The following is a 22,005-nucleotide window of genomic DNA, read 5'->3' on the forward strand; positions in this document are numbered from 1 at the left end:
AACACGAAGAGCCGAAGGCGCATTCGTGCTTGACTTATCGTATGGCGGAGAGCGAAGGACACTAGCCGCTAGGGCGCTAAAGCTAGACCAATCATAAAAAGGGAATGTTCCACGTGAAACAATTTTCGTGGAAATTCCCTTTTTTTCATGTTTTTTGACATTGGAAAGTGGTCCGTGCACAATTTAAAGAAAAAAATAGAAATGAGGGTTTGAAAATCTTATGCTATTCGACACACATGTCCATTTAAACGCTGAACAATATAACGAAGATTTAGAAGAGGTCATTTTAAGGGCGCAAAATGAAGGTGTCACCAATATGGTTGTCGTCGGATTTGATCGCCCCACCATTCAAAGGGCGATGGAGCTTACAGAAAGATATGAGTTTATTTATGCCTGCGTTGGCTGGCATCCTGTTGATGCTATTGACATGACCGATGAGGATTTAGTGTGGATTGAGGAACTGGCTTCACACCCAAAGGTAGTGGCCATCGGTGAAATGGGTCTGGATTATCATTGGGACAAGTCTCCAAAAGAGATCCAAAAAGAGGTTTTTCGTAAACAAATCAGACTAGCAAAAAAAGTGAAGCTTCCAATTGTCATTCACAACCGTGAAGCAACAGCCGATATCGTGGAAATATTAGCGGAAGAGAGGGCAGAGGAGGTAGGAGGCATTATGCATTGCTTTAGCGGCAGCCCTGAAGTAGCAAGGAAATGCGTGGAAATGAATTTTTATATTTCCCTTGGCGGCCCCGTTACTTTCAAAAATGCAAGGAAGCCAAAGGAAGTGGCAGCAGAAATCCCATTAGATAAACTGTTAATTGAAACGGATTGCCCGTATTTAGCTCCACACCCCTACCGTGGAAAACGAAATGAACCCGGATATGTAAAGTTGGTTGCTGAGGAAATTGCCGAAATTAAAGGATTGACATTTGCAGAAGTTGCAGAGGCGACGACACGAAATGCTAAAAAATGTTTCGCCATAAACTGATAAAGGATTTTGTCGAAGATACAAGAAGCTTGTCCAAATGTTTTCAGATAACAAAAAGTTCTACACGTCTCCTTTTCAACATAGGATAACCGTGTCGATAAGTTTTTCTTTGCAAAGTTTCCAGGTTTGTGCATAATTAGAAATACCTTTACAGGGTATGCAAGGATTGACAGCCGGCAGCATGGTACTATAATCTCTCTCTAGAAAAGGAGGCGTTTTTCATCGTATTCAAACACATGAAAAACCTGGTTTCCGAATCTTTGAGTGGAAGGGCATTGATCATTGCTTTTGCTAGTTTCGTAGTTTTGCTAACAACTCTAGGCGTTCTTTTTTTTGAAGGTTCAAAGAACACGGTAGCAATGACACTTAATGGCAAGCCACAGGTCATAAAAACGCATGCAGATACCATCAAGGAACTATTAGATGATCTGGATGTGCCCGTTCGCTCACAAGATCACTTGTCTCCAAAAGCAGACACGAAGGTGAAGGATCACCTTAAAGTTGTTTGGAAGCAGGCAAACAAGGTTCACATTGTCAAGGACAACGAGAAAAAAACGATCTGGACTACAGCCGGAACAGTGGCTGAGCTTTTAAAAGAGCAGAAAATTGTATTGAAGGAACAGGATGAAATTTCACCAAGGCCACAAACGGCAATCAAAAATAAGATGAAGATTGAAATAGACCCTGCAATTCATCTTACATATGTGGACGGAGGCAAGGAGCAACAAGTTTGGACCACTTCGGCTACGGTCGCTGACTTTTTAACACAACAGGGCATCACACTAAATGAATTAGACCGAGTTGAACCGTCATTAACAGAAACCATCCCAGAGAATGGTGTTGTTAACGTCATTCGCGTAGAAAAAGTCACCGATGTAGTGGAAGAACCAGTTCAATTTGCCGTGGTAACAAAAAAGGATGAAAGTTTAGAAAAAGGGAAAGAGAAAATCGTCACGCCCGGCAAGCATGGCAGGATATCTAAACAATATGAGGTCGTGCTTGAAAATGGCAAGGAAGTTTCAAGAAAACTGACCAATGAACAGAGGCTTACAGCGAAACAGGATCAAGTAGTTGCTGTCGGAACGAAGGAATTAACTATGCAGGTTTCACGTGGTGCAGAAGAAACAGGAACTGAATTTTACGTCACGGCAACCGCTTATACAGCATATTGCAACGGCTGTTCCGGCCGTACAGCTACAGGCCTTGATCTCCGCGCAAATCCGAATATGAAAGTCATTGCTGTTGACCCAAGAGTGATTCCACTTGGAACCAAAGTGTATGTGGAAGGCTATGGCTATGCTGTTGCTGCCGACACAGGCGGAGCGATTAAAGGGTACATCATTGATTTATTGATGCCATCCAATGCGGAAGCATACCGATGGGGGCGGAAGAAGGTAAAGATAAAGATCTTGCAGTAAGTCATGTAAGTGCAGAGGGATACTTCCTCTGCATTTTGCTTTTTCAAAGATTTTCTTTATACTTACTATCGATACATCATTTAATATTTTTTATCTTTCTTACTTTCATTGTATGAATTCATTTAATAATATAGACGATGGACATTACAAAAATGTTTCAATTATTTTTCATTTTTTATTAATAATATTACGGAGGAATTTTGTTTCAATATGAAAATAAAAGAGATAATCGTCGTAGAGGGGAAAGACGATACGACAGCGATAAAACGATCAGTTGACGCAGATACGATTGAAACGAACGGCTCTGCAGTAAATCAGACAACCATTGAAAGAGTAAGGCGTGCCCAAGAAACACGAGGCGTCATTATTTTTACCGATCCCGATTTTCCGGGTGAAAAGATCAGGAAAACCATTGCAGCGGCTGTCCCTGGCTGTAAGCACGCTTTTTTAACAAAAGAAGCAGCGATTGCAAAGAGCGGCAAGGGCCTTGGCGTAGAACATGCCAGCCCCGAGGCGATTAGAGAAGCCCTGAAGGATGCTCAGATCATGCATGAAACCATTTCAGAGGAAATCACACAGGAGGATTTACTCACAGCCGGTCTCATCGGCGGTGTGGGGGCAAAAGAGCGAAGAATCGCCCTGGGGCAATTTTTGAAAATTGGCTATACGAATGGAAAACAATTACATAAGCGTTTAATGATGTTTCAAATTAGTAAACAGGAATTTGCAGAAGCACTAGGCGTTGTACGACAGGAGGAACACAATGAATAAGGATATCGCTACCCCTTTGAGAACAAGGGCCATTCTCGAAAAATATGGGTTTTCTTTTAAGAAAAGCCTTGGTCAAAACTTCTTAATTGATACGAATATATTAAAAAAAATCGTCAGCTTTGCTAATCTTCATGAGAATTCCGGGGCAATTGAAATTGGCCCGGGGATTGGCGCCCTGACCGAGCAGCTTGCCCGCTCTAGTAAAAAGGTTGTAGCTTTTGAAATTGACCAAAGATTATTACCAATTTTGCAGGATACGCTGTCACCATATGAAAATGTGGAAATTATTCATAAGGATGTATTAGAGGCGGATGTGCAAACGGTAATGGAGGAAGAATTTAAGGACATAGACGATATCATGGTTGTGGCGAATCTCCCTTATTATGTGACAACCCCCATCATCATGAAGCTGCTTGAGGATCATCTGCCAATTCGCGGGATTGTTTGTATGCTGCAAAAAGAGGTGGCTGACCGGATTTCAGCCAAGCCTGGAACAAAGGACTATGGCTCGCTTTCGATTGCGATTCAATATTACACAGAAGCTGAAACCGTAATGATTGTTCCAAAAACCGTTTTTGTCCCGCAGCCGAATGTCGATTCAGCTGTTATTAGATTGACCAAACGGGAGAAGCCGGCTGTATCTGTAAAAGATGAAGCATTCTTTTTCCAAGTGACAAGATCCTCCTTTGCCCAAAGAAGAAAAACTTTACTCAATAACTTAACAAGTCAGCTTCCTGACGGAAAACAAAAGAAAGAGGAAATCCTCGCTGCCTTAGATGCAAGTGGAGTCGAACCTTCCAGAAGAGGCGAGACCCTTTCCTTAGAAGAGTTTGGCCGGTTAGCTGATGAACTATATCCCCATTTCCATTAGACCTTTTAAAGGGTCTTTTTTTTGTCTAGCTCCAGGCGCCATCGGCTCGAGGTCACAAGCCAATCCGTCCAAAAGGTTAAAGAACAACCTTTCGGCCGGCTCGTCTTGTGCTTGTCGCCGATATACGGGCGCCTTCCGCTTTTCTATTCACGTGGACATCACTGTTTGCATAGCCTATGAAAGAAACCCTAAACGAAAGGCCTCATTTGCTGGTCTTATTGGAGTGACGGCAGTGGATATAAAAATAAATGATATTGTCGGAAGAAAATCATATAATTGTGATCTTCTCTTTCGCGTAATGGATTTGCGTCAAATCAATGACAAGAAATTCGCCATCCTTTATGGTGAGGATTTTCGTCTTGTTGCCGATGCACCTTACACTGATTTGGTGGTAGTGAACCAACATGAAAGGGTAAAACTAAGCCAAGAGTATAGAACACTTGAAGAACAGTCGTTGCGGCTTTTTACACAGGATGTTGAGCTGTTAAAGTCCAGGCAGGAATACGCAGCGACTGGCGGATATGTAAAACCGAGCAATTATTTTCAAATTCCCGGAAGGGTACTCCATTTAGATGGTGACCCAACCTATTTGAAAAAGTGTATGACGTTATATGAGAAAATTGGGATACCAGTTTTAGGGATTCATTGCAATGAAAAGGAGATGCCTGATAAAATTGCTGGACTGATTGATCATTATCGTCCGGATATTCTTGTTATCACCGGGCATGATGCCTATTCAAAGGCAAAGGGGAAGATGACGGATATTAATGCCTATCGTCATTCAAAGCATTTCGTTCTAACTGTTAGGGAGGCACGAAAGAAAATTCCTCATCTGGATCAACTGGTCATCTTTGCAGGTGCCTGCCAATCCCATTTTGAATCACTCATCCATGCAGGGGCAAACTTTGCCAGTTCCCCTTCAAGGATCAATATTCATGCTCTCGACCCCGTCTATATTGTCGCAAAAATAAGCTTCACCCCGTTTATGGAAAGAATTAACGTTTGGGATGTATTAAGAAATACATTAACAGGGGAAAAGGGACTTGGGGGTATTGAAACAAAAGGTGTGTTACGAACCGGAATGCCTTACAAACCAGTACAAGATGTAGAAGAATAAGCCTGCGCATTTCGGTCGGCTTATTTTTTTTGAAATGATACATATTCCGCCATTAACAAGGTAAGGCTAAGAAATGTTGAAAATTAGAAGAAAAAGTAGAATAAAAAATATTGACAAAGTTTTTGTCGGACTGATATAATTTATATTTTTGTTTGACAATACTATGTCAGTGTGTTACACTTTACACAGTGAGGTGGATTGAATGCCGAAAACCTTAGCCGATATCAAAAAGGCTCTTGACACAAATTTAGGGAAAAGATTGCTGCTAAAAGCAAACGGGGGACGCAGGAAAACAATTGAACGTTCCGGTGTTTTAGCTGAAACTTACCCATCTGTTTTTGTTATTGAATTAGATCAAGATGAAAACTCATTCGAGCGTGTTTCATACAGCTATGCGGATGTGCTAACAGAAACAGTACAAATTACTTTCTACGATGATGCAGCAGGACATGTAGCTTTAAGCTAGTATATAAGCAATGTATGGCAGTAAACCAAGGTTTACTGCTTTTTGCTGTTTACAGAATTATTTTGTTTCATGAAAATCCTAGATTACCCCATACTAAGAATACTGTGGTACGAAAGGGGTTGTTTAGATGGGCAGAAGAAGAGGGATTATGTCCGAAGGCTTTAAAGAGGAACTTGCAAAAGAACTTGGTTTTTATGATGTCGTTCAAAAAGAGGGATGGGGCGGCATTAAGGCAAGGGATGCTGGGAACATGGTGAAACGTGCCGTTGAGCTTGCGCAAGAACAGCTGATCCATCGGGGGCCGAAATCTTAACTCTATAAACAAATCTTAACCACAGCAAGGCTGGTGCTGGGAACAAAAAGTTCCTTGTACCGGCCTTTTTTTCTTATCTCGTGGCTGTTTTCTATAAAAAAATCATGTTAAAATATTTTATTTGACAGGATTTATCATATCTCACGTCTTACATTTATCATTTTGTGGTAAAATAGGACAAAATGTGGATTTCGGATTGGATTATACAGAAGTAGGTGGACGAAAGTGAAGCTGTTAGTCAAAGCACCGGCTAAAATAAACTTAGCATTAGATGTGTTACATAAACGCTCCGATGGTTATCATGAGGTTGAAATGATTATGACCACCATTGATTTAGCTGATCGAGTGGAGCTAACTTTATTAAATCAAGATAAAATACATATTCTTTCCCATAATCGATACGTTCCAGATGACCAGCGTAACCTTGCCTTTCAAGCGGCACAGCTGCTTAAGGATCGATTTAATGTGAAAAAAGGTGTGCTAATCTCAATTGAAAAAACCATCCCCGTGGCTGCCGGATTAGCCGGGGGCAGCAGTGATGCAGCTGCAACCTTAAGAGGCCTGAATAAACTTTGGGGTCTTGGTTTAACCCTCGATGAATTAGCCGAGCTAGGGAGTGAAATTGGCTCTGATGTTTCCTTTTGTGTTTATGGAGGAACGGCTTTAGCAACGGGAAGAGGAGAGCTGATCACAGAGCTGCCTGCGCCGCCCACCTGCTGGGTGATCCTTGCAAAGCCCTTCATAGGTGTATCAACAGCGGAGGTTTATCGAAGGCTTGATGTCAATCAAACGAATCACCCTGATATAGGCGGCATGATTGAGGCTATTCACAATCATGACTATTCATTGGTATGCAGCAACGTAGGGAACGTTCTTGAGGATGTAACCTTACATCTGCACCCAGAGGTTGCTCAAATAAAAGAACAAATGAGGCGTTTTGGCGCAGATGCTGTTTTAATGAGCGGCAGCGGCCCAACTGTATTTGGTATTGTCCAGCATGATTCAAGAATGCATCGCATCTATAACGGGCTAAGAGGATTCTGTGATCAGGTATTTGCTGTACGCATGCTTGGAGAACGACACTCGCTTGATTAAAGACGTACAATAATGATATTCTTATATTAGAATATTCGGCTTCTGGGGGTTAATTATGAAATTTCGCCGCAGTGAACGTTTAATTGATATGACAAATTATTTACTTGATCATCCGCGTCAGCTTGTGCCGCTCACCTTTTTTGCTGAGCGATATTCGTCTGCAAAGTCGTCCATTAGTGAGGATTTGGCAATTGTAAAAGAAACCTTTGAACAAAGAGGAATCGGAACGCTGCAAACAGTACCAGGAGCTGCCGGTGGAGTTAAATTTTTCGTTAAGGTAAGCCGCGAAGAAGTGGAGCCATTTATAAATGAATTATGTAATTTAATTGGAGATTCTGAACGACTATTACCAGGTGGTTATTTATACTTAACGGATATTTTGGGAGATCCGCAGGTTGTGCAAAAGGCAGGCCGTATTATCGCTTCTGCCTATGCCGACGCGAAAATTGATGTGGTCATGACTGTGGCGACTAAAGGGATCCCCCTTGCCTATGCGGTCGCAAGTCAGTTAAATGCCCCTGTCGTGATTGTCCGTAGAGATAGTAAGGTAACTGAAGGGCCAACTGTAAGCATTAATTATGTTTCCGGGTCTGCAAAAAGAATCCAAATGATGGTGCTTTCAAAAAGAAGCATGAAGCAGGATTCAAGAGTCCTCATTGTCGATGACTTTATGAAGGCTGGCGGAACTGTCATGGGAATGATCAGCATGCTGGAGGAATTTAATTCCCATTTAGTGGGCATTGCTGTTTTAGTGGAGTCGGAAAAGATTCAAGAACGGTTAGTGGATGAATATTTATCACTCGTCCAATTAACTAATGTCGATGAAAAAGAAAAGAAGATTAGCGTACATGAGGGAAACTATTTTAAATATATGGAGGGGTTAACATGAAAGTAGTTCAAACCAATCAAGCACCAGCGGCCATTGGGCCTTATTCACAAGGAATTGTTGTAAACAATTTGTTTTATAGCTCCGGACAAATTCCCCTAACTGCTGAAGGAATGATGATAACAGGTGATGTAAAAGAGCAAACCCATCAAGTCTTTCGTAATTTACATGCTGTGTTAAGTGAGGCGGGTGCATCGCTTGAAACGGTTGTAAAGGCAACCGTCTTTATTAAAAATATGGATGAATTTGCTGCAGTAAATGAAGTGTATGGTGAGTATTTCTCTACACATAAACCAGCCCGTTCATGTGTAGAGGTTGCCCGTCTGCCAAAGGATGCTCTAGTTGAAATCGAAGTAATTGCGCTCGTGAAGTAATCGAGCGTTTTTTTTGTCTCACCTATGGCAAATTTTGCATGTAAATCCCCAATTTTTACAAATGTTCACCATTTTGCCCTAATTTTTCAAAAATATTTTAAAATTCAAGCAGGAATATTGAATTAATTGTTGAATTTAATAATTTAGCTTTTTATATAACAAAAAAGGGTGTGAGCACATGGAAGTAACTGACGTAAGATTACGCCGGGTTAACACGGACGGTCGAATGAGAGCGATTGCATCAATCACATTGGACAATGAATTCGTTGTTCATGATATTCGTGTTATTGACGGAAACAACGGTTTATTTGTAGCTATGCCAAGTAAACGTACTCCAGATGGAGAATTTCGTGACATTGCGCATCCAATCAATTCAGGAACACGCGGTAAAATCCAAGAAGCTGTATTGGCGGAGTACCACCGTTTAGGCGAAATGGAAGTAGAATTTGAAGAAGCCGGAGCTTCCTAAGGATTTACACAACTAGGGCCTTTCTTCTGAGTAAGGCTCTTTTTATTGTCCATCTCCGGTAAAATATAGCCGAATCTAGGTTATATATCCCTCCGTACTCCCTTCAACCGTTCTCTCCAATAAACTTAATATTACAAAATTAGACTCTTCCAGTTCATTCCTTGAAAAGCGAGCCCATTTACGTTAATATTTTTAATGGATAAAAAGGTAAAATTGGAGGACTGTCCATGTCTAATCGTTATGCTGTGATTTTAGCTGCGGGGCAAGGAACGCGGATGAAATCAAAGCTGTATAAAGTATTACATTCAGTATGCGGTAAACCGATGGTACAACATGTAGTTGATCAAATAAACGAATTAAATATTCAAGAAATGGTGACGATTGTCGGTCATGGGGCTGAAATGGTACAGGCGCAATTAGGTGACAGCAGTCACTATGCATTACAGGATCAGCAGTTGGGTACAGCCCATGCAGTAATGCAGGCACAAGCCTTGCTTGAAGGCAAAGAGGGTATAACGATTGTTGTTTGCGGTGATACTCCATTAATTCAAGCAGAAACAATGGAGTCTCTTTTTAACCACCATGAGCAGGCAGCCGCAAAAGCGACAATCCTCACAGCAAGAATCGAGGACCCAACGGGATACGGCCGAATCATTCGCAATGAAAATGGCCTCGTTGAGAAAATCGTTGAGCACAAGGATGCCACAGAAGCGGAACGGGGTATAAATGAAATCAATACAGGTACCTATTGTTTTGATAACCGTGCCTTATTTGAAGCGTTACGGCAGGTCTCAAATGACAATGTTCAAGGCGAATACTATTTACCAGATGTTATTGAAATCCTGAAAAACCAGGGTGAAGTGGTCACAGCCTTCCAAACAGATGAATTCGAGGAAACTCTGGGCGTAAACGATCGTGTTGCCTTAGCAGAAGCAGAGCGAATTATGCGCAAACGGACGAATGAAGCCCATATGCGGAACGGGGTTACCATTATTGATCCTGCTAACACATATATAGAAACAGCTGTTGAAATCGGCCAGGATACTATTATCTATCCCGGGACTGTTATAAAAGGGAAGACGGTTATTGGGACGGAATGTCTCATTGGCCCAAACTCAGAAATTGATGCGTGTGAAATTGGCAATGAAACCGTTATTCGTCAATCGGCGGCACATAACAGCTCAATTGGTTCCCATGTCAATATTGGTCCGTTTGCTCATATTCGTCCCGATTCCAATATTAGCGACGATGTGAAAATCGGAAACTTTGTCGAAATCAAGAAGGCTGTTTTTGGAAAAGGAAGCAAGGCATCGCACCTTAGCTATATCGGGGATGCCGAGGTGGGCAGTGACGTAAATATCGGCTGCGGTTCGATTACAGTGAATTACGATGGAAAGAATAAATTTTTAACAAAAATTGAGGATGGGGTTTTTATTGGCTGTAACTCTAACCTTGTTGCCCCTGTCACAATTGGTAAAGGTGCCTATGTGGCAGCTGGATCTACCATCACAAAGAATGTTCCAGGTGATGCGTTGTCAATTGCACGAGCACAGCAGGTGAATAAAGAAAACTACGTTCAAAAGCTTAATCTTAAGAAATAGCAATGATAATGGGAGGCCCATCATGTCAAATCAATATTTAGATCCAAATTTAAAGGTATTTAGTTTAAATTCAAATCTGCCCCTTGCACAAGAAATCGCTAAGGTTATTGGTGTGGAACTCGGAAAATGTTCAGTCTCAAAGTTTAGTGATGGAGAAATCCAAATCAATATTGAAGAAAGTATCCGCGGCTGTGATGTCTATGTTATTCAATCAACAAGCTTACCTGTAAATGATAATATTATGGAATTATTAATCATGATTGATGCTTTAAAGCGAGCTTCGGCAAAGACAATTAATATTGTTATGCCATACTATGGCTATGCACGTCAGGATCGTAAAGCGCGGGCTCGCGAGCCGATTACAGCCAAATTAGTGGCAAACCTGTTAGAGACTGCAGGCGCAACCCGCGTGATTTGTTTAGATTTACATGCGCCGCAAATCCAAGGATTCTTTGATATCCCAATTGATCACCTTATGGGTGTGCCAATTTTATCAGAGTACTTTAAAAACAAGGAATTGAATGGTGACATTGTCATTGTGTCCCCAGACCATGGGGGGGTAACAAGGGCGAGAAAAATGGCTGAGCGTTTAAAAGCACCTATTGCTATTATCGATAAACGCCGACCAAGACCGAATGTGGCTGAAGTGATGAATATTGTTGGTAATATCGAGGGGAAAGTAGCGATCTTAATTGATGACATTATTGATACAGCAGGAACCATTACTCTCGCTGCCAATGCTTTAGTAGAGAATGGTGCTGCTGAAGTGTATGCTTGTTGTACACATCCCGTATTATCCGGCCCAGCGATTGAACGTATTGAAAACTCGAAAATAAAAGAATTAGTGGTGACCAACTCGATTGCTCTTCCAGAAGAGAAAAAGCGAGGAAAAATTGTCAACCTATCTGTCGCTCCACTACTTGGCGAAGCAATCATTCGTGTCCATGAAGAACAATCTGTTAGTACTTTATTTGATTAAAAAAATGTTTAGTCCTTCCTATTTTGGGGTATTTTAAATAGATACTAAAGTAGGAAGGTGACTAAACATATGAGTACTGTTTTACAAGCAAAGGAACGGAAGGAACTCACGTATTCTGCCTTAAGGAAAATCAGAGAAAACGGCGGTATTCCGGCCATTATCTACGGAGCGAAAGTTGAAAGTAAACCAGTGTCTGTTAGTGCAGCGGATTTAACAAAAACTATCCGGTCAGCAGGCAGGAATGGAGTCATTTCCCTTGATGTCGATGGCAGCAAGCATGATGTGGTGCTGACCGATTATCAAGAGGATGCATTTAAAAAGGCAATTCTCCATGTTGATTTTCTAGCCGTGGATAAATCCTCAAAAATCAATGTCGATGTCAGACTTGTTCTTGTTGGAGAAGCGGCTGGAGTAAAAGACGGAGGTGTCTTGCAGCAGCCGGTTCACCAATTATCGATTACGTCTACTCCTGACAATATTCCACCGCAAATTGAAGTGGATATATCCAATCTGCAGGTAGGAGAAACGGTGTTGGCTGGTGATATTCCATCAGCCGGTGGCTTTACGATCAACCATGAGGATGATGAAGTGATCGCCTCCATCCTGCCGCCAAGGCAAGAAGAGGAAATTAATGCTGGTGAACAGCAGGACGGCGGACATCCAGATAAAGAAGAAGGCAGAGAAACAACCCCCGTAGAAGGGTGAATAGGGTAAAAGACGTAACCTTTAAATGGTTACGTCTTTTAACGCATTTTGAAATGAATTAAGATATAATGGGAGAATGGCGATGTTTCGAAAAATTTTTAACAGGTTTGCTGAACCGAAAGAGGTGGAACCCATGAAATGTATTGTTGGTTTAGGTAACCCTGGGAAGCAATATGAGCAGACAAGACATAATATTGGCTTTGAAGTCATTGATACCTTATCAAATCAATTTTCCATCCCGCTAAATCAGTCGAAATTTAAAGGTTTGTATGGGATTGGTCATTATAAAGGGGAAAAGGTATTACTATTAAAACCGTTAACGTATATGAATTTATCAGGGGAATCGATTAGAGCGGTCATGGATTACTATCAAATAGAGTTAGAGGATTTAGTAGTCATTTATGATGATCTTGATCTGCCAGTCGGGAAAACACGGCTTCGTCAAAAAGGGAGCCCTGGCGGCCACAATGGGATTAAGTCAACTGTTGCCCATCTTGGCACACAAGAGTTTAACCGTATTCGGATCGGCATTGACCGGCCGCAAGCAGGAATGAGTGTACCTGACTACGTTCTTGGGCGCTTTCGTCCTGATGAAAAGCCGTTGACAGAAGAAGCAGTGAAAAGAAGTGCAGATGCCTGTTCGTCCTGGCTTGAGAAGCCATTTTTGCAAGTCATGAATGAATATAATCAGTAATTGTTCATGATACAAGTCTTTCTTTCATACAATAAAGCAAAACTGTGAAAGGTAGAATGTAGGCCCTTGTAAGCGATTAATCTAAATGAATAAGTTCCTCCTATCAGGTTAATACTATGAAGGAATCGTAGATTAGGGAGGAACCCGTGTGACCATTCATTACCATTGTCGTCATTGTGGTACAAAACTTGGTTCTATTGATAAAGCATCGGTACACTCAGAAACCCTTGGTCTCCATAGATTAACGGATCAAGAAAGACAGGAAATGGTTGCTTATGACGCCTCCGGTGATATTCATATAACAGCCATATGCGAGGACTGCCAAGAAGCTTTGGAGCGGAATCCAGATTACCACCAATACGATTTCCTTATTCACTAACCAGCTTTGGAAGCCCTCCAAAGCGTTTTTCTATTTATTATTTCTATATATAAATGCTATTAATATGAAATTAGAAGGGAGGAGAAGCCTTGAACAGTTTAAAGACATTGTTTCTTCAGCAGGAAGATGTTCACTCGATGATTGCTGGCATTGAGGGAGGATTAAAGGAACAGCTTGCGGCAGGTCTTTCGGGCTCGTCAAGAACGGTACTAACCGCTTGTATTTACGAACAGATGAAGCGGCCAATCATACTTGTTACCCATAATCTATTACAAGCACAAAAACTCTATGATGATATTGTCAATCTATTAAGTGAAAGGGAAGTATTTCTTTTTCCAGCCAATGAGGTAATTGCTGCAGAGCTAAGCATTGCAAGTCCGGAATTAAAAGCGCAAAGAATAGAGGCATTAAATCATTGGAGCAGGTCAAATCAAGGAATCTTAATTGTCCCGATTGCCGGCCTAAAGAAAATCATTCCTCCGAAGTCCCTATGGAACCACTATCAGCTGAAGCTAGCAGTAGGCGAAGACATCCAAATTGATAAATTGTTTAATACCTTTGTCAAAATGGGTTATGTCCGGGTTGAAATGGTCACAACACCAGGAGAATTCAGTGTAAGAGGCGGGATCATCGATATTTATCCGCTTACGGAAGCAGATCCGCTAAGATTAGAGTTATTTGACACGGAAATCGACTCAATCCGTTATTTCTCTCTTGAAGATCAGCGCTCTAAAGGAAAGATTAAAGAAGTTTTGATTGGGCCGGCTACGGAAATCCTGCTGGAAGAGGAGGATTTTAACCGGATCACTATTAAGCTTGAACAAGGATTAGCGCATAGTTTAAAGAAATTAAAAGATGATAAAGCAAAAATGCAACTAAGTCAGAATATCAGTCACGACCTTGAACAATTAAAAAATGGCCAAAAGCCCGACCAGGTCTATAAATACTTATCACTTGCCTACGACCGCCCTGCTAGTTTACTAGACTATCTTCCACGTAACGGTCTTGTGTTTATTGATGAAATCAGCAGAGTCCAAGAGATGAATGATTCCCTTGTGAAAGAGGAAGCAGAGTGGTATACAGGGTTACTTGGTGAGGGACAGATGATCCATGATTTACATATTTCCCATGACTTACAGTTGTTGTTACAGAAAAAGGAATTCCCTATCCTTTATATGTCCTTATTTTTACGGCATGTAGCCAATACAAACCCGCAAAATATCATTAATATTTCCTGCAAGCAGATGCAAAACTTCCACGGGCAAATGCATCTATTAAAAGCAGAAATTGACAGGTGGAAAAAGGGAAATTATTCGGTTGTCTTTTTAGGGCAGGATGAAGAACGGGTTAAAAAGTTAGAGCGTGTGCTTGAGGACTATGAAATTGATGCCGTCATCGTAAAGGCAGACCAGCAGCTTTTACCTGGCAGAGTTCAGATTATGAAAGGAAACCTGCAAGCAGGTTTTGAGCTTTCTATTCAGAAAATTGCCATCATCACCGAAGAAGAATTATTTAATAAACGGGTGAAGAAATCTAAAAGCCGGCAAAAACTATCCAATGCCGAACGGATTAAGAGTTACTCCGAACTTAAAATTGGCGATTATGTTGTACACGTCAATCACGGGATTGGGAAATATTTAGGGATTGAAACGCTTGTCATTAACGGGGTTCATAAGGATTACCTGCACATCCGTTACCAGGGAACAGATAAGCTGTATGTACCAGTGGAACAGATCGATCTTGTCCAGAAATATGTTGGTTCAGAAGGGAAAGAGCCTAAGGTATATAAGCTGGGCGGCACTGATTGGAAGAAGGTCAAGAAAAAGGTTGAATCCTCCGTCCAGGATATTGCAGATGATTTAATTAAATTATATGCAGAGCGTGAAGCGGCAGTAGGCTATGGGTTTTCACCGGATGGTGATATGCAGCGGGAATTTGAAACATCCTTTGCCTACCAAGAAACAGAAGACCAGCTCCGCTCCATCGTGGAAATTAAAAAGGATATGGAAAGATTGCGCCCAATGGATCGTCTCTTGTGTGGTGATGTCGGTTATGGCAAAACAGAGGTTGCGATTCGTGCCGCCTTTAAGGCGATTGCTGATGGGAAGCAAGTAGCCTTTCTTGTGCCAACGACGATTTTAGCACAGCAGCATTTTGAAACATTAAGGGAACGCTTTCAGGACTATCCGATTAATATTGGGTTGTTAAGCCGTTTCCGCTCGAAAAAGCAGCAGACGGAAACAATGAAGGGTTTAAAAGCGGGGACAGTCGACATTGTGGTCGGTACCCACCGCCTGCTTTCAAAGGATATCGTCTATCGTGATTTAGGGCTGTTAATTATTGATGAAGAGCAACGATTTGGGGTTACCCATAAAGAAAAGATTAAGAAGTTAAAAACGAATGTTGATGTATTAACCTTGACGGCAACACCAATCCCGAGGACACTCCATATGTCCATGCTTGGTGTTCGGGATTTATCGGTTATTGAAACACCGCCGGAGAATCGGTTTCCGGTGCAAACCTATGTCATGGAGTATAATGGCTCGTTAGTAAGGGAAGCAATTGAACGGGAGCTTGCCCGTGACGGACAAGTTTACTTTTTATATAACAGGGTTGAAGATATTGAACGAAAAGCTGAGGAAATATCGATGCTAGTCCCTGATGCACGGGTTACCTGTGCCCATGGGCAGATGACGGAAAATGAATTAGAATCCGTCATGATTAGTTTCCTAGCAGGGGAGTTTGATGTTCTTGTCAGCACGACTATTATTGAAACCGGTGTTGATATCCCGAATGTAAATACCTTGATTGTCTTTGATGCCGATCGCATGGGGCTTTCTCAGCTTTATCAGCTCCGCGGCCGTGTCGGAAGGTCCAACCGTGTCGCCTATGCGTATTTTACCTATCGTAAGGATAAAGTACTAACAGAGGTGGCGGAAAAACGCCTTCAAGCCATTAAAGAGTTTACGGAGTTAGGCTCAGGTTTTAAAATTGCGATGCGTGATTTATCGATTCGCGGGGCCGGAAATTTATTGGGTGCCCAGCAGCATGGTTTCATTGACTCTGTCGGATTTGACCTATATTCTCAAATGCTCAAAGAGGCAATAGAGGCGAGAAGGGGCGAACTTGGTGCAGAGGTAAAGAAATCAGTTGAAATTGACTTGGAAATTGATGCGTATATCCCGGATACGTATATTAAGGATGGCCATCAAAAGATTGAGATGTATAAACGGTTTAGGGCGATTGAATCCCTTGAGGACATGGAAGAACTCCAGGAAGAGATGCATGACCGCTTTGGAGAATATCCTGCTGAGGTAGACTACCTGTTCCAAATTGCCGAAATAAAAGTCCATTCCCTCATTAATGGTGTAGAACAGATTAAACAGGCTAAGCAGGAGGTAACTGTTTTAGTAAATGAGCAGGTTACCAACACGATTGATGGAGCGAAAATATTCCATATTGGCGGCAAGTTTGACCGCAATGTAAATCCGGGGATGGAAGGTTCTAAATTAAAAATTGTCATCAGGATAAAAGACTATGACACCATACAATGGCTGCACATTGTCAACGAGATGGTTAAGGGAATTCCTTTAGCCAAACGGGGGCAGGAAAACCCTGTTAAGTAATAAAAAATAATGCAATTGTGAATAGAACTTTCCAGTTGAAAGATACTAAGTTCAAAGTTGGTGATGACTGGAAAAGCTGAAGCGCCTTGATCGGGGGCGACAGGCATAAGACGAGCCGGCGAGAAGGCTGATTTTAGCCTTCTTGACGGATTGGCTTATGACCCGAACCCCTAGGCGCTGAAGCTAGACAGTTACATAATTCAAAAGCTTTGCCAATCACCAAGTTGAAAAATCATCAGATGAAAGTGAGGCAACATTGGATGAAAGCAACTGGAATAGTTCGTCGAATCGATGATTTGGGTCGTGTCGTTATTCCCAAAGAAATACGCAGAACTCTGCGTATTCGCGAAGGGGACCCGTTAGAGATTTTTGTAGATCGTGATGGGGAAGTCATTTTAAAGAAGTATTCACCAATCAGCGAATTAAGCGATTTTGCCAAAGAATATGCAGAAGCCCTATTTGATAGCCTCGGTAACCCTGTTTTAATCTGTGATAGAGATACTTATATTGCTCTCGCTGGCGGTTCTAAAAAAGATTACTTAAATAAGAATATCAGTGATTTAGTGGAAAAAACGATGGAAGAACGGAACTCGGTACTCCATACGCAGCAAGGCGATATTGCACTGGCTGATGGCAATGATGAAACCGTGTCTTCCTATACCATTGGGCCAATTATCGCGAATGGTGACCCTATCGGTGCTGTTATTATTTTTTCCAGAGAAGGTACACTTGGAGAAGTGGAACAAAAGGCGGTTGAAACAGCTGCCGGGTTCTTGGCAAGACAAATGGAATCATAATTTAAACATGAAAAAAGACAGCGGAGGCTGTCTTTTTTACATGCTATTTCCGGTGGGCAGCTAGGAATACGTTCTGGGCAGCTTTCACTCCTGCACCTGGATCAAAAGAATAGGAGAAGTCCTGCAGGCCTGCTTCCATTAGTGATACAGCTTCAAGGATGTCACTTGGGAAACAGTAGCCCATATGGCCAAAACGGAAAACCTTTCCTTGCAGATGACCAAGACCGCCGGCAAAATCAAGGTGGTATTTCTGCTTTAAATGGCCAATAAATGAAGAAAGATCTATTCCTTCAGGAGTACGTATAGCCGTAATCGTCGGTGAGGCCACCTCATCGCTCGTCAACAACCCGATAGAGAGAGCCTTCATTGCTGCACGAACCATATTTTTCATGAGGTCATGTCTTGCCACTGTTTGCGAAAAGCCGCCTTCCGCATCAATTAAATCACATACAGCGGAAAGCCCGTAAATGAGTGAAACAGCGGGAGTGTTAGGTGTCATTCCTTTTGATGCCCACTCACGATAGCTTAGTAAATTCAAGTAATACGAAGGTGTTTTATTTTCTTCAATCACTTTCCATGCCTTGTCACTAATGCTTAAAAGGGCAAGTCCAGGAGGAAGCATCATTGCTTTTTGTGACCCTGTTACTAAAATATCAATTCCCCATTGATCCATTTCCGCAGGTGCACCGCCAATACAGCTGACTCCATCAACAATAAATAGCGCATCTGAACATGTATGTACGACATGTGCTAATTTATCGATAGGGTTTAAAACCCCTGTTGACGTTTCGTTATAGGTTGCAAAGACCGCCTTTATGTTTGATAAAGGTTTTAGAAACTCGGTAAGATCCTCCTCTCTGCATGCCTCGCCCCAAGCCTTTTCAAGCTTATGTACATGAAAACCATATTTCTCACAAATAGAGACAAAATAATCGCCAAAGGCGCCAACGGTGATGACCACGACTTCTTCACCTGGCGAAACTGTATTAACAGCGGCGGCTTCCAATGCAGCCGTACCCCCTGATGGCAGCAGCAAAATATCTTGTATTGTACCGAAAATAGGTTTTACACGATTTGTTGTTTCCCGATATAAACGGACGAATTCCTCACTGCGATGACTGATCATATCCTGATTCATTGCTTGCAGCACTTTCTTAGGGATAGGAGTAGGTCCGGGGTGCCTTAAAATATTTGGATACATACATTTCCCTCCAATAAAATTTTTATTATTTTCGTTAAACTACTTAAATTATAGCCCAATTTCAAGGGTAAAAGGAAAAGTTTTCCGAGCAATTACCACAATGTGCTATAATTACCTTCTTAGTTTAATTAGTAGGTGAAATAATTGAATTCCATGAATCAATCAAAGTCCCTGTTTAAAGGGGCATTTATTTTAACGATTGCGGCTATTTTGACGAAAATTTTAAGTGCCTTTTACAGGATACCTTTTCAAAATATTGTCGGTGATATTGGCTTTTACATTTATCAACAAGTGTACCCGTTTTATGGGATGGCCATTGTTTTGGCGACAACCGGATTTCCTGTTGTCATCTCCAAACTATATGCAGAACAAAAGGAAAAAGGCGATAGAGCCAAATCCCGCCTTCTTCTACTGGTATCCTTTGTTTTTTTACAGGTGTTTGGCATTATTTGTTTTTCCATTCTCTTTTTTGGAGCTAAAGGAATAGCAAACTGGATGAATGACCCCGATCTCGCTATTCTTTTAAGGGTTGTTTCCATTGTGTTTCTAACCTTCCCGTTTGTTTCTACTTTAAGAGGGTATTATCAAGGGATTGGGAATATGGTTCCTACGGCCCTATCACAGGTTGGGGAACAAATGATTCGCGTGCTAACCATTCTGTTCCTATCGTATCTTTTTATGCAAAAAGGCTATTCTCTCTATTTAGTCGGCGGCGGCGCCATGTTTGGTTCGATTACTGGCAGTATTTTTGCGGCAATCATATTGTTTATGTTTTTATCGATTCGTAAAGAATGGAAAGGAATCAAGCCACAGCAGGGAATGTTTCAACATTACCGAACGGAAGTCAAGGAGATTGTAAAGGCTTTGATTTTCCAAGGACTGATGATTTGTTTAAGCGGGATGCTGATGATTTTTATTCAATTAGCAGATTCATTAACGCTCTATCCTTTACTTGTTGCCAATGGCATGGGGGTGGAAATGGCGAAAAGTGTGAAGGGGATTTTTGATCGCGGCCAGCCATTGATTCAGTTGGGAACGGTTGCTGCCACCTCCATGGCGTTAACACTTGTGCCGCTCATTAGCCGGGCGCGCTTGGCGGAAAGATCGGATGAACTGCATGATAAGATTCAATTGGCACTTAAAGTTAGTATGGTCATCGGGTTGGGTGCCTCCGCTGGTTTATGGGCCATTATCGAACAAACGAATACCATGTTATTTGAAAACGAATTAGGGTCATCGGTTCTAGGCGTGCTAGGCTTTGTTATTCTTTTTACGTCGATCATCTCTACGGTGATTGCCATCATGCAGGGAATGAGCAGCCTGATATTCCCAGCTTTTGCGGTGGTAGTCTCTTTTCCTCTGAAATATGGATTAAATACCGTGTTCATTCCGATGTATGGAACCATGGGTGCCGCAATTTCCTCCCTGCTTTCATTAGGATTGATCCTGGGCCTGTTGTTCCTTAAATTTAGAAAAATGACGGCGCAACCGCTTTATAGATGGCGTTTTGTCGGAATTGTTCTGATGGCAGCCGTTTTGCTTGTTTTGTTTTTAAAAGGCTATTTATATGTGACAGACTATTGTGTGGACTTGCTCGTATTGAATCGTTTGGGGGCGGCTGTGCAAGCTTTAAGTGCTGTGGTATTTGGCGGTCTGCTCTTTTTATTGGTGATTATTCGCGGAAACGTGTTTCGTGAGGAAGAATTGGCCTTTTTCCCGCTTGGAAGTAAATTAATACATCTATTAGCACGAAAGGATAGGAGTTAATCAAATGGACAAAAGAATTGAAATACTTGGCTTAGGGGCAGGAGACTTAGAGCAGCTGCCAGTTGGTGTTTATAAAAAATTGCTTCGTGCCGGCGTAGGCTTATTTTTAAGAACAAAAGAGCATCCGGTAGTGGCAGATTTAGAAAAGGAAGGGCTGACGTATACATCCTTTGATGCTGTTTACGAAAAACATGAACAGTTTGATTTGGTTTATGAGGAAATTGCACGGACACTGTTGCAAAAGGCAGAAAGTGGGCCAATTGTTTATGCCGTTCCGGGGCATCCGCTTGTGGCCGAGCGTACGGTTCAGCTACTGTTGGAGTATGCACCAAAAGAAGCGGTTGAAATTATCATCGGCGGCGGGCAAAGCTTTATTGACCCTATATTTGCTGCGTTAAGAATAGATCCAATTGAGGGTTTCCAACTGCTGGATGGGACGGCACTCCTGTCAAGCCAACTGCAAATCGAGCAGCATATTTTTATTAGCCAGGTGTATGATCAATTTGTGGCTTCCAATGTAAAATTAACCTTAATGGAGAAATTACCTGATGATTATGAAGTATATATTGTTACGGCTGCTGGAAGCAGTCAAGAAGTAATCGAAAAGGTGCCATTGTATGAGTTGGATCGAAATGTCTCGATTAACAATCTAACTTCCGTTTATATCCCGCCGGTGAAGGAAGAACAAATCTTATTGAAGAACTTCTCTAAACTTAGGGAAATCATTGCCGTCTTAAGAGGGCCGAATGGCTGTCCCTGGGATAGGGAACAAACACATGAATCATTAAAGAAATATTTAATAGAAGAAACCTATGAGGTGATTGAGGCAATTAATCATGACGATATTGATCATCTTATAGAAGAGTTAGGCGATGTGCTGCTGCAGGTGATGCTCCATGCACAAATTGGCGAGGATGATGGCTATTTTTCTATTGATGACATAATTGAAGTACTGTCTGAGAAGATGATACGCCGGCATCCACATGTCTTCGGCACTGGAAAAGCAGCCAATGCGGAAGAAGTCGTTCAAAACTGGCAGGAAATTAAGCAGCAGGAAAAGGGCAGAGCGGAAGCACCTTCTTCCTTGCTTGAGGGCGTCTCAAAAGCACAGCCCAATTTACTGCGGGCGTATGAGCTGCAAAAGTTAGCGGCAAAGGTTGGCTTTGATTGGCAGGAAATTACCCCTGCTTTGGCGAAAGTGAAAGAAGAGCTCGATGAATTTGTGGCGGAATTAGACGGTACGGAGGCAGGTCTAGTACTTGCTAAAAAGGAATTTGGCGATTTGCTATTTGCTTTTGTCAATGTCGCCAGATTTTTAAAAATCCATCCGGAGGAAGCTTTATTTGAAACAAACGAAAAGTTTATCCGCAGGTTTCAATACGTGGAGGAAGGCGTAGAAAGAAGCGGCAGATCGTTTGAAGAGCATACGCTTGAGGAGCTTGACCACTATTGGGACGAGGCAAAGCGTAAAGGATTATAAAATAGGAG

Annotated in this window: 21 protein-coding genes; 20 read left to right on the plus strand and 1 reads right to left on the minus strand. The window is 41.9% G+C overall.

The features are described 5' to 3' along the window. Window positions 1-220: 220 nt before the first annotated feature. The 18 genes from BABA_RS05630 to spoVT all read left to right on the plus strand — a co-directional run bounded on the left by BABA_RS05630 (window position 221) and on the right by spoVT (window position 17,549). Window positions 221-988: a TatD family hydrolase gene (locus BABA_RS05630; RefSeq protein WP_007084173.1), complete on the plus strand. Its 768-nt coding sequence runs from the start codon at window positions 221-223 to the stop codon at window positions 986-988. A gap of 236 nt (window positions 989-1,224) precedes the next feature. Next, complete coding sequence (locus tag BABA_RS05635) at window positions 1,225-2,406, plus strand: G5 and 3D domain-containing protein (RefSeq protein WP_007084174.1); 1,182 nt, start codon at window positions 1,225-1,227, stop codon at window positions 2,404-2,406. Window positions 2,407-2,616: 210 nt separating this feature from the next. Further along, on the plus strand, window positions 2,617-3,177 hold the full coding sequence (gene rnmV / locus BABA_RS05640; protein WP_007084175.1) for a ribonuclease M5: 561 nt from the start codon (window positions 2,617-2,619) through the stop codon (window positions 3,175-3,177). Continuing rightward, the gene (gene rsmA / locus BABA_RS05645) at window positions 3,170-4,048 is read left to right on the plus strand and encodes a 16S rRNA (adenine(1518)-N(6)/adenine(1519)-N(6))-dimethyltransferase RsmA (RefSeq protein ID WP_007084176.1); all 879 of its coding nucleotides are present in this window, start codon (window positions 3,170-3,172) and stop codon (window positions 4,046-4,048) included. Before rnmV ends, rsmA begins: the two co-directional genes overlap by 8 nt. A gap of 232 nt (window positions 4,049-4,280) precedes the next feature. Continuing rightward, the gene (yabG, locus tag BABA_RS05650) at window positions 4,281-5,165 is read left to right on the plus strand and encodes a sporulation peptidase YabG (protein WP_040345416.1); all 885 of its coding nucleotides are present in this window, start codon (window positions 4,281-4,283) and stop codon (window positions 5,163-5,165) included. A gap of 202 nt (window positions 5,166-5,367) precedes the next feature. Continuing rightward, window positions 5,368-5,631: a biofilm formation stimulator Veg gene (gene veg, locus BABA_RS05655; protein WP_007084178.1), complete on the plus strand. Its 264-nt coding sequence runs from the start codon at window positions 5,368-5,370 to the stop codon at window positions 5,629-5,631. 127 nt (window positions 5,632-5,758) lie between these two features. Next, window positions 5,759-5,944: a small, acid-soluble spore protein, alpha/beta type gene (locus tag BABA_RS05660; RefSeq protein ID WP_007084179.1), complete on the plus strand. Its 186-nt coding sequence runs from the start codon at window positions 5,759-5,761 to the stop codon at window positions 5,942-5,944. A gap of 225 nt (window positions 5,945-6,169) precedes the next feature. Further along, window positions 6,170-7,039 (plus strand): 4-(cytidine 5'-diphospho)-2-C-methyl-D-erythritol kinase, encoded by an 870-nt coding sequence (gene ispE / locus BABA_RS05665; protein WP_007084180.1) that lies wholly within the window; start codon window positions 6,170-6,172, stop codon window positions 7,037-7,039. A gap of 55 nt (window positions 7,040-7,094) precedes the next feature. Then, a complete protein-coding gene (gene purR / locus BABA_RS05670) occupies window positions 7,095-7,928 on the plus strand; it encodes a pur operon repressor (RefSeq protein ID WP_007084181.1) in 834 nt (277 codons plus the stop codon). Next, window positions 7,925-8,299: a 2-iminobutanoate/2-iminopropanoate deaminase gene (gene ridA, locus BABA_RS05675; RefSeq protein ID WP_007084182.1), complete on the plus strand. Its 375-nt coding sequence runs from the start codon at window positions 7,925-7,927 to the stop codon at window positions 8,297-8,299. The genes purR and ridA overlap by 4 nt, the downstream gene beginning before the upstream one ends. 178 nt (window positions 8,300-8,477) lie before the next feature. Further along, window positions 8,478-8,768, plus strand: coding sequence for a septation regulator SpoVG (gene spoVG, locus BABA_RS05680; RefSeq protein WP_007084183.1), 291 nt, complete (start codon window positions 8,478-8,480; stop codon window positions 8,766-8,768). Window positions 8,769-8,995: 227 nt separating this feature from the next. Further along, window positions 8,996-10,369 (plus strand): bifunctional UDP-N-acetylglucosamine diphosphorylase/glucosamine-1-phosphate N-acetyltransferase GlmU, encoded by a 1,374-nt coding sequence (glmU, locus tag BABA_RS05685; RefSeq protein WP_007084184.1) that lies wholly within the window; start codon window positions 8,996-8,998, stop codon window positions 10,367-10,369. Window positions 10,370-10,391: 22 nt separating this feature from the next. Then, window positions 10,392-11,348: a ribose-phosphate diphosphokinase gene (locus BABA_RS05690; RefSeq protein ID WP_007084185.1), complete on the plus strand. Its 957-nt coding sequence runs from the start codon at window positions 10,392-10,394 to the stop codon at window positions 11,346-11,348. A gap of 69 nt (window positions 11,349-11,417) precedes the next feature. Further along, window positions 11,418-12,053 (plus strand): 50S ribosomal protein L25/general stress protein Ctc, encoded by a 636-nt coding sequence (locus BABA_RS05695; RefSeq protein WP_007084186.1) that lies wholly within the window; start codon window positions 11,418-11,420, stop codon window positions 12,051-12,053. A 133-nt stretch (window positions 12,054-12,186) separates the two neighbouring features. Then, the gene (pth, locus tag BABA_RS05700; RefSeq protein ID WP_007084187.1) at window positions 12,187-12,747 is read left to right on the plus strand and encodes an aminoacyl-tRNA hydrolase; all 561 of its coding nucleotides are present in this window, start codon (window positions 12,187-12,189) and stop codon (window positions 12,745-12,747) included. 148 nt (window positions 12,748-12,895) lie between these two features. Beyond that, window positions 12,896-13,126, plus strand: coding sequence for an anti-sigma-F factor Fin (locus BABA_RS05705; protein WP_007084188.1), 231 nt, complete (start codon window positions 12,896-12,898; stop codon window positions 13,124-13,126). A gap of 89 nt (window positions 13,127-13,215) precedes the next feature. Then, complete coding sequence (gene mfd / locus BABA_RS05710) at window positions 13,216-16,752, plus strand: transcription-repair coupling factor (RefSeq protein WP_007084189.1); 3,537 nt, start codon at window positions 13,216-13,218, stop codon at window positions 16,750-16,752. 260 nt (window positions 16,753-17,012) lie between these two features. Beyond that, the gene (gene spoVT / locus BABA_RS05715) at window positions 17,013-17,549 is read left to right on the plus strand and encodes a stage V sporulation protein T (protein WP_007084190.1); all 537 of its coding nucleotides are present in this window, start codon (window positions 17,013-17,015) and stop codon (window positions 17,547-17,549) included. 43 nt (window positions 17,550-17,592) lie between these two features. Here the strand turns inward: spoVT and BABA_RS05720 are convergent, their stop codons facing one another. Beyond that, window positions 17,593-18,750 carry a pyridoxal-phosphate-dependent aminotransferase family protein gene (locus BABA_RS05720; RefSeq protein ID WP_007084191.1) on the minus strand — a complete coding sequence of 386 codons (1,158 nt, stop codon included), beginning with the start codon at window positions 18,748-18,750 and terminating at the stop codon, window positions 17,593-17,595. A gap of 153 nt (window positions 18,751-18,903) precedes the next feature. Between BABA_RS05720 and BABA_RS05725 the strand changes: the two genes are divergently transcribed. Further along, complete coding sequence (locus tag BABA_RS05725; RefSeq protein WP_007084192.1) at window positions 18,904-20,517, plus strand: putative polysaccharide biosynthesis protein; 1,614 nt, start codon at window positions 18,904-18,906, stop codon at window positions 20,515-20,517. Window positions 20,518-20,521: 4 nt separating this feature from the next. Then, on the plus strand, window positions 20,522-21,997 hold the full coding sequence (yabN, locus tag BABA_RS05730) for a bifunctional methyltransferase/pyrophosphohydrolase YabN (RefSeq protein ID WP_007084193.1): 1,476 nt from the start codon (window positions 20,522-20,524) through the stop codon (window positions 21,995-21,997). Window positions 21,998-22,005: the final 8 nt, after the last annotated feature.

Origin of the sequence: Neobacillus bataviensis LMG 21833 (assembly GCF_000307875.1) — a bacterium.
Lineage (GTDB): Bacteria > Bacillota > Bacilli > Bacillales > Cytobacillaceae > Neobacillus > Neobacillus bataviensis.

Coding starts and splice junctions, on each gene's coding strand:
- veg (WP_007084178.1), top strand. CDS start 5,368: ATGCCGAAAACCTTAGCCGATATCAAAAAGGCTCTTGACACAAATTTA.
- BABA_RS05630 (WP_007084173.1), top strand. CDS start 221: ATGCTATTCGACACACATGTCCATTTAAACGCTGAACAATATAACGAA.
- purR (WP_007084181.1), top strand. CDS start 7,095: ATGAAATTTCGCCGCAGTGAACGTTTAATTGATATGACAAATTATTTA.
- ridA (WP_007084182.1), top strand. CDS start 7,925: ATGAAAGTAGTTCAAACCAATCAAGCACCAGCGGCCATTGGGCCTTAT.
- yabN (WP_007084193.1), top strand. CDS start 20,522: ATGGACAAAAGAATTGAAATACTTGGCTTAGGGGCAGGAGACTTAGAG.
- BABA_RS05695 (WP_007084186.1), top strand. CDS start 11,418: ATGAGTACTGTTTTACAAGCAAAGGAACGGAAGGAACTCACGTATTCT.
- glmU (WP_007084184.1), top strand. CDS start 8,996: ATGTCTAATCGTTATGCTGTGATTTTAGCTGCGGGGCAAGGAACGCGG.
- BABA_RS05720 (WP_007084191.1), bottom strand. CDS start 18,750: ATGTATCCAAATATTTTAAGGCACCCCGGACCTACTCCTATCCCTAAG.
- BABA_RS05725 (WP_007084192.1), top strand. CDS start 18,904: ATGAATCAATCAAAGTCCCTGTTTAAAGGGGCATTTATTTTAACGATT.
- spoVT (WP_007084190.1), top strand. CDS start 17,013: ATGAAAGCAACTGGAATAGTTCGTCGAATCGATGATTTGGGTCGTGTC.
- spoVG (WP_007084183.1), top strand. CDS start 8,478: ATGGAAGTAACTGACGTAAGATTACGCCGGGTTAACACGGACGGTCGA.
- BABA_RS05690 (WP_007084185.1), top strand. CDS start 10,392: ATGTCAAATCAATATTTAGATCCAAATTTAAAGGTATTTAGTTTAAAT.
- pth (WP_007084187.1), top strand. CDS start 12,187: ATGAAATGTATTGTTGGTTTAGGTAACCCTGGGAAGCAATATGAGCAG.
- rsmA (WP_007084176.1), top strand. CDS start 3,170: ATGAATAAGGATATCGCTACCCCTTTGAGAACAAGGGCCATTCTCGAA.
- rnmV (WP_007084175.1), top strand. CDS start 2,617: ATGAAAATAAAAGAGATAATCGTCGTAGAGGGGAAAGACGATACGACA.
- BABA_RS05660 (WP_007084179.1), top strand. CDS start 5,759: ATGGGCAGAAGAAGAGGGATTATGTCCGAAGGCTTTAAAGAGGAACTT.
- BABA_RS05635 (WP_007084174.1), top strand. CDS start 1,225: ATGAAAAACCTGGTTTCCGAATCTTTGAGTGGAAGGGCATTGATCATT.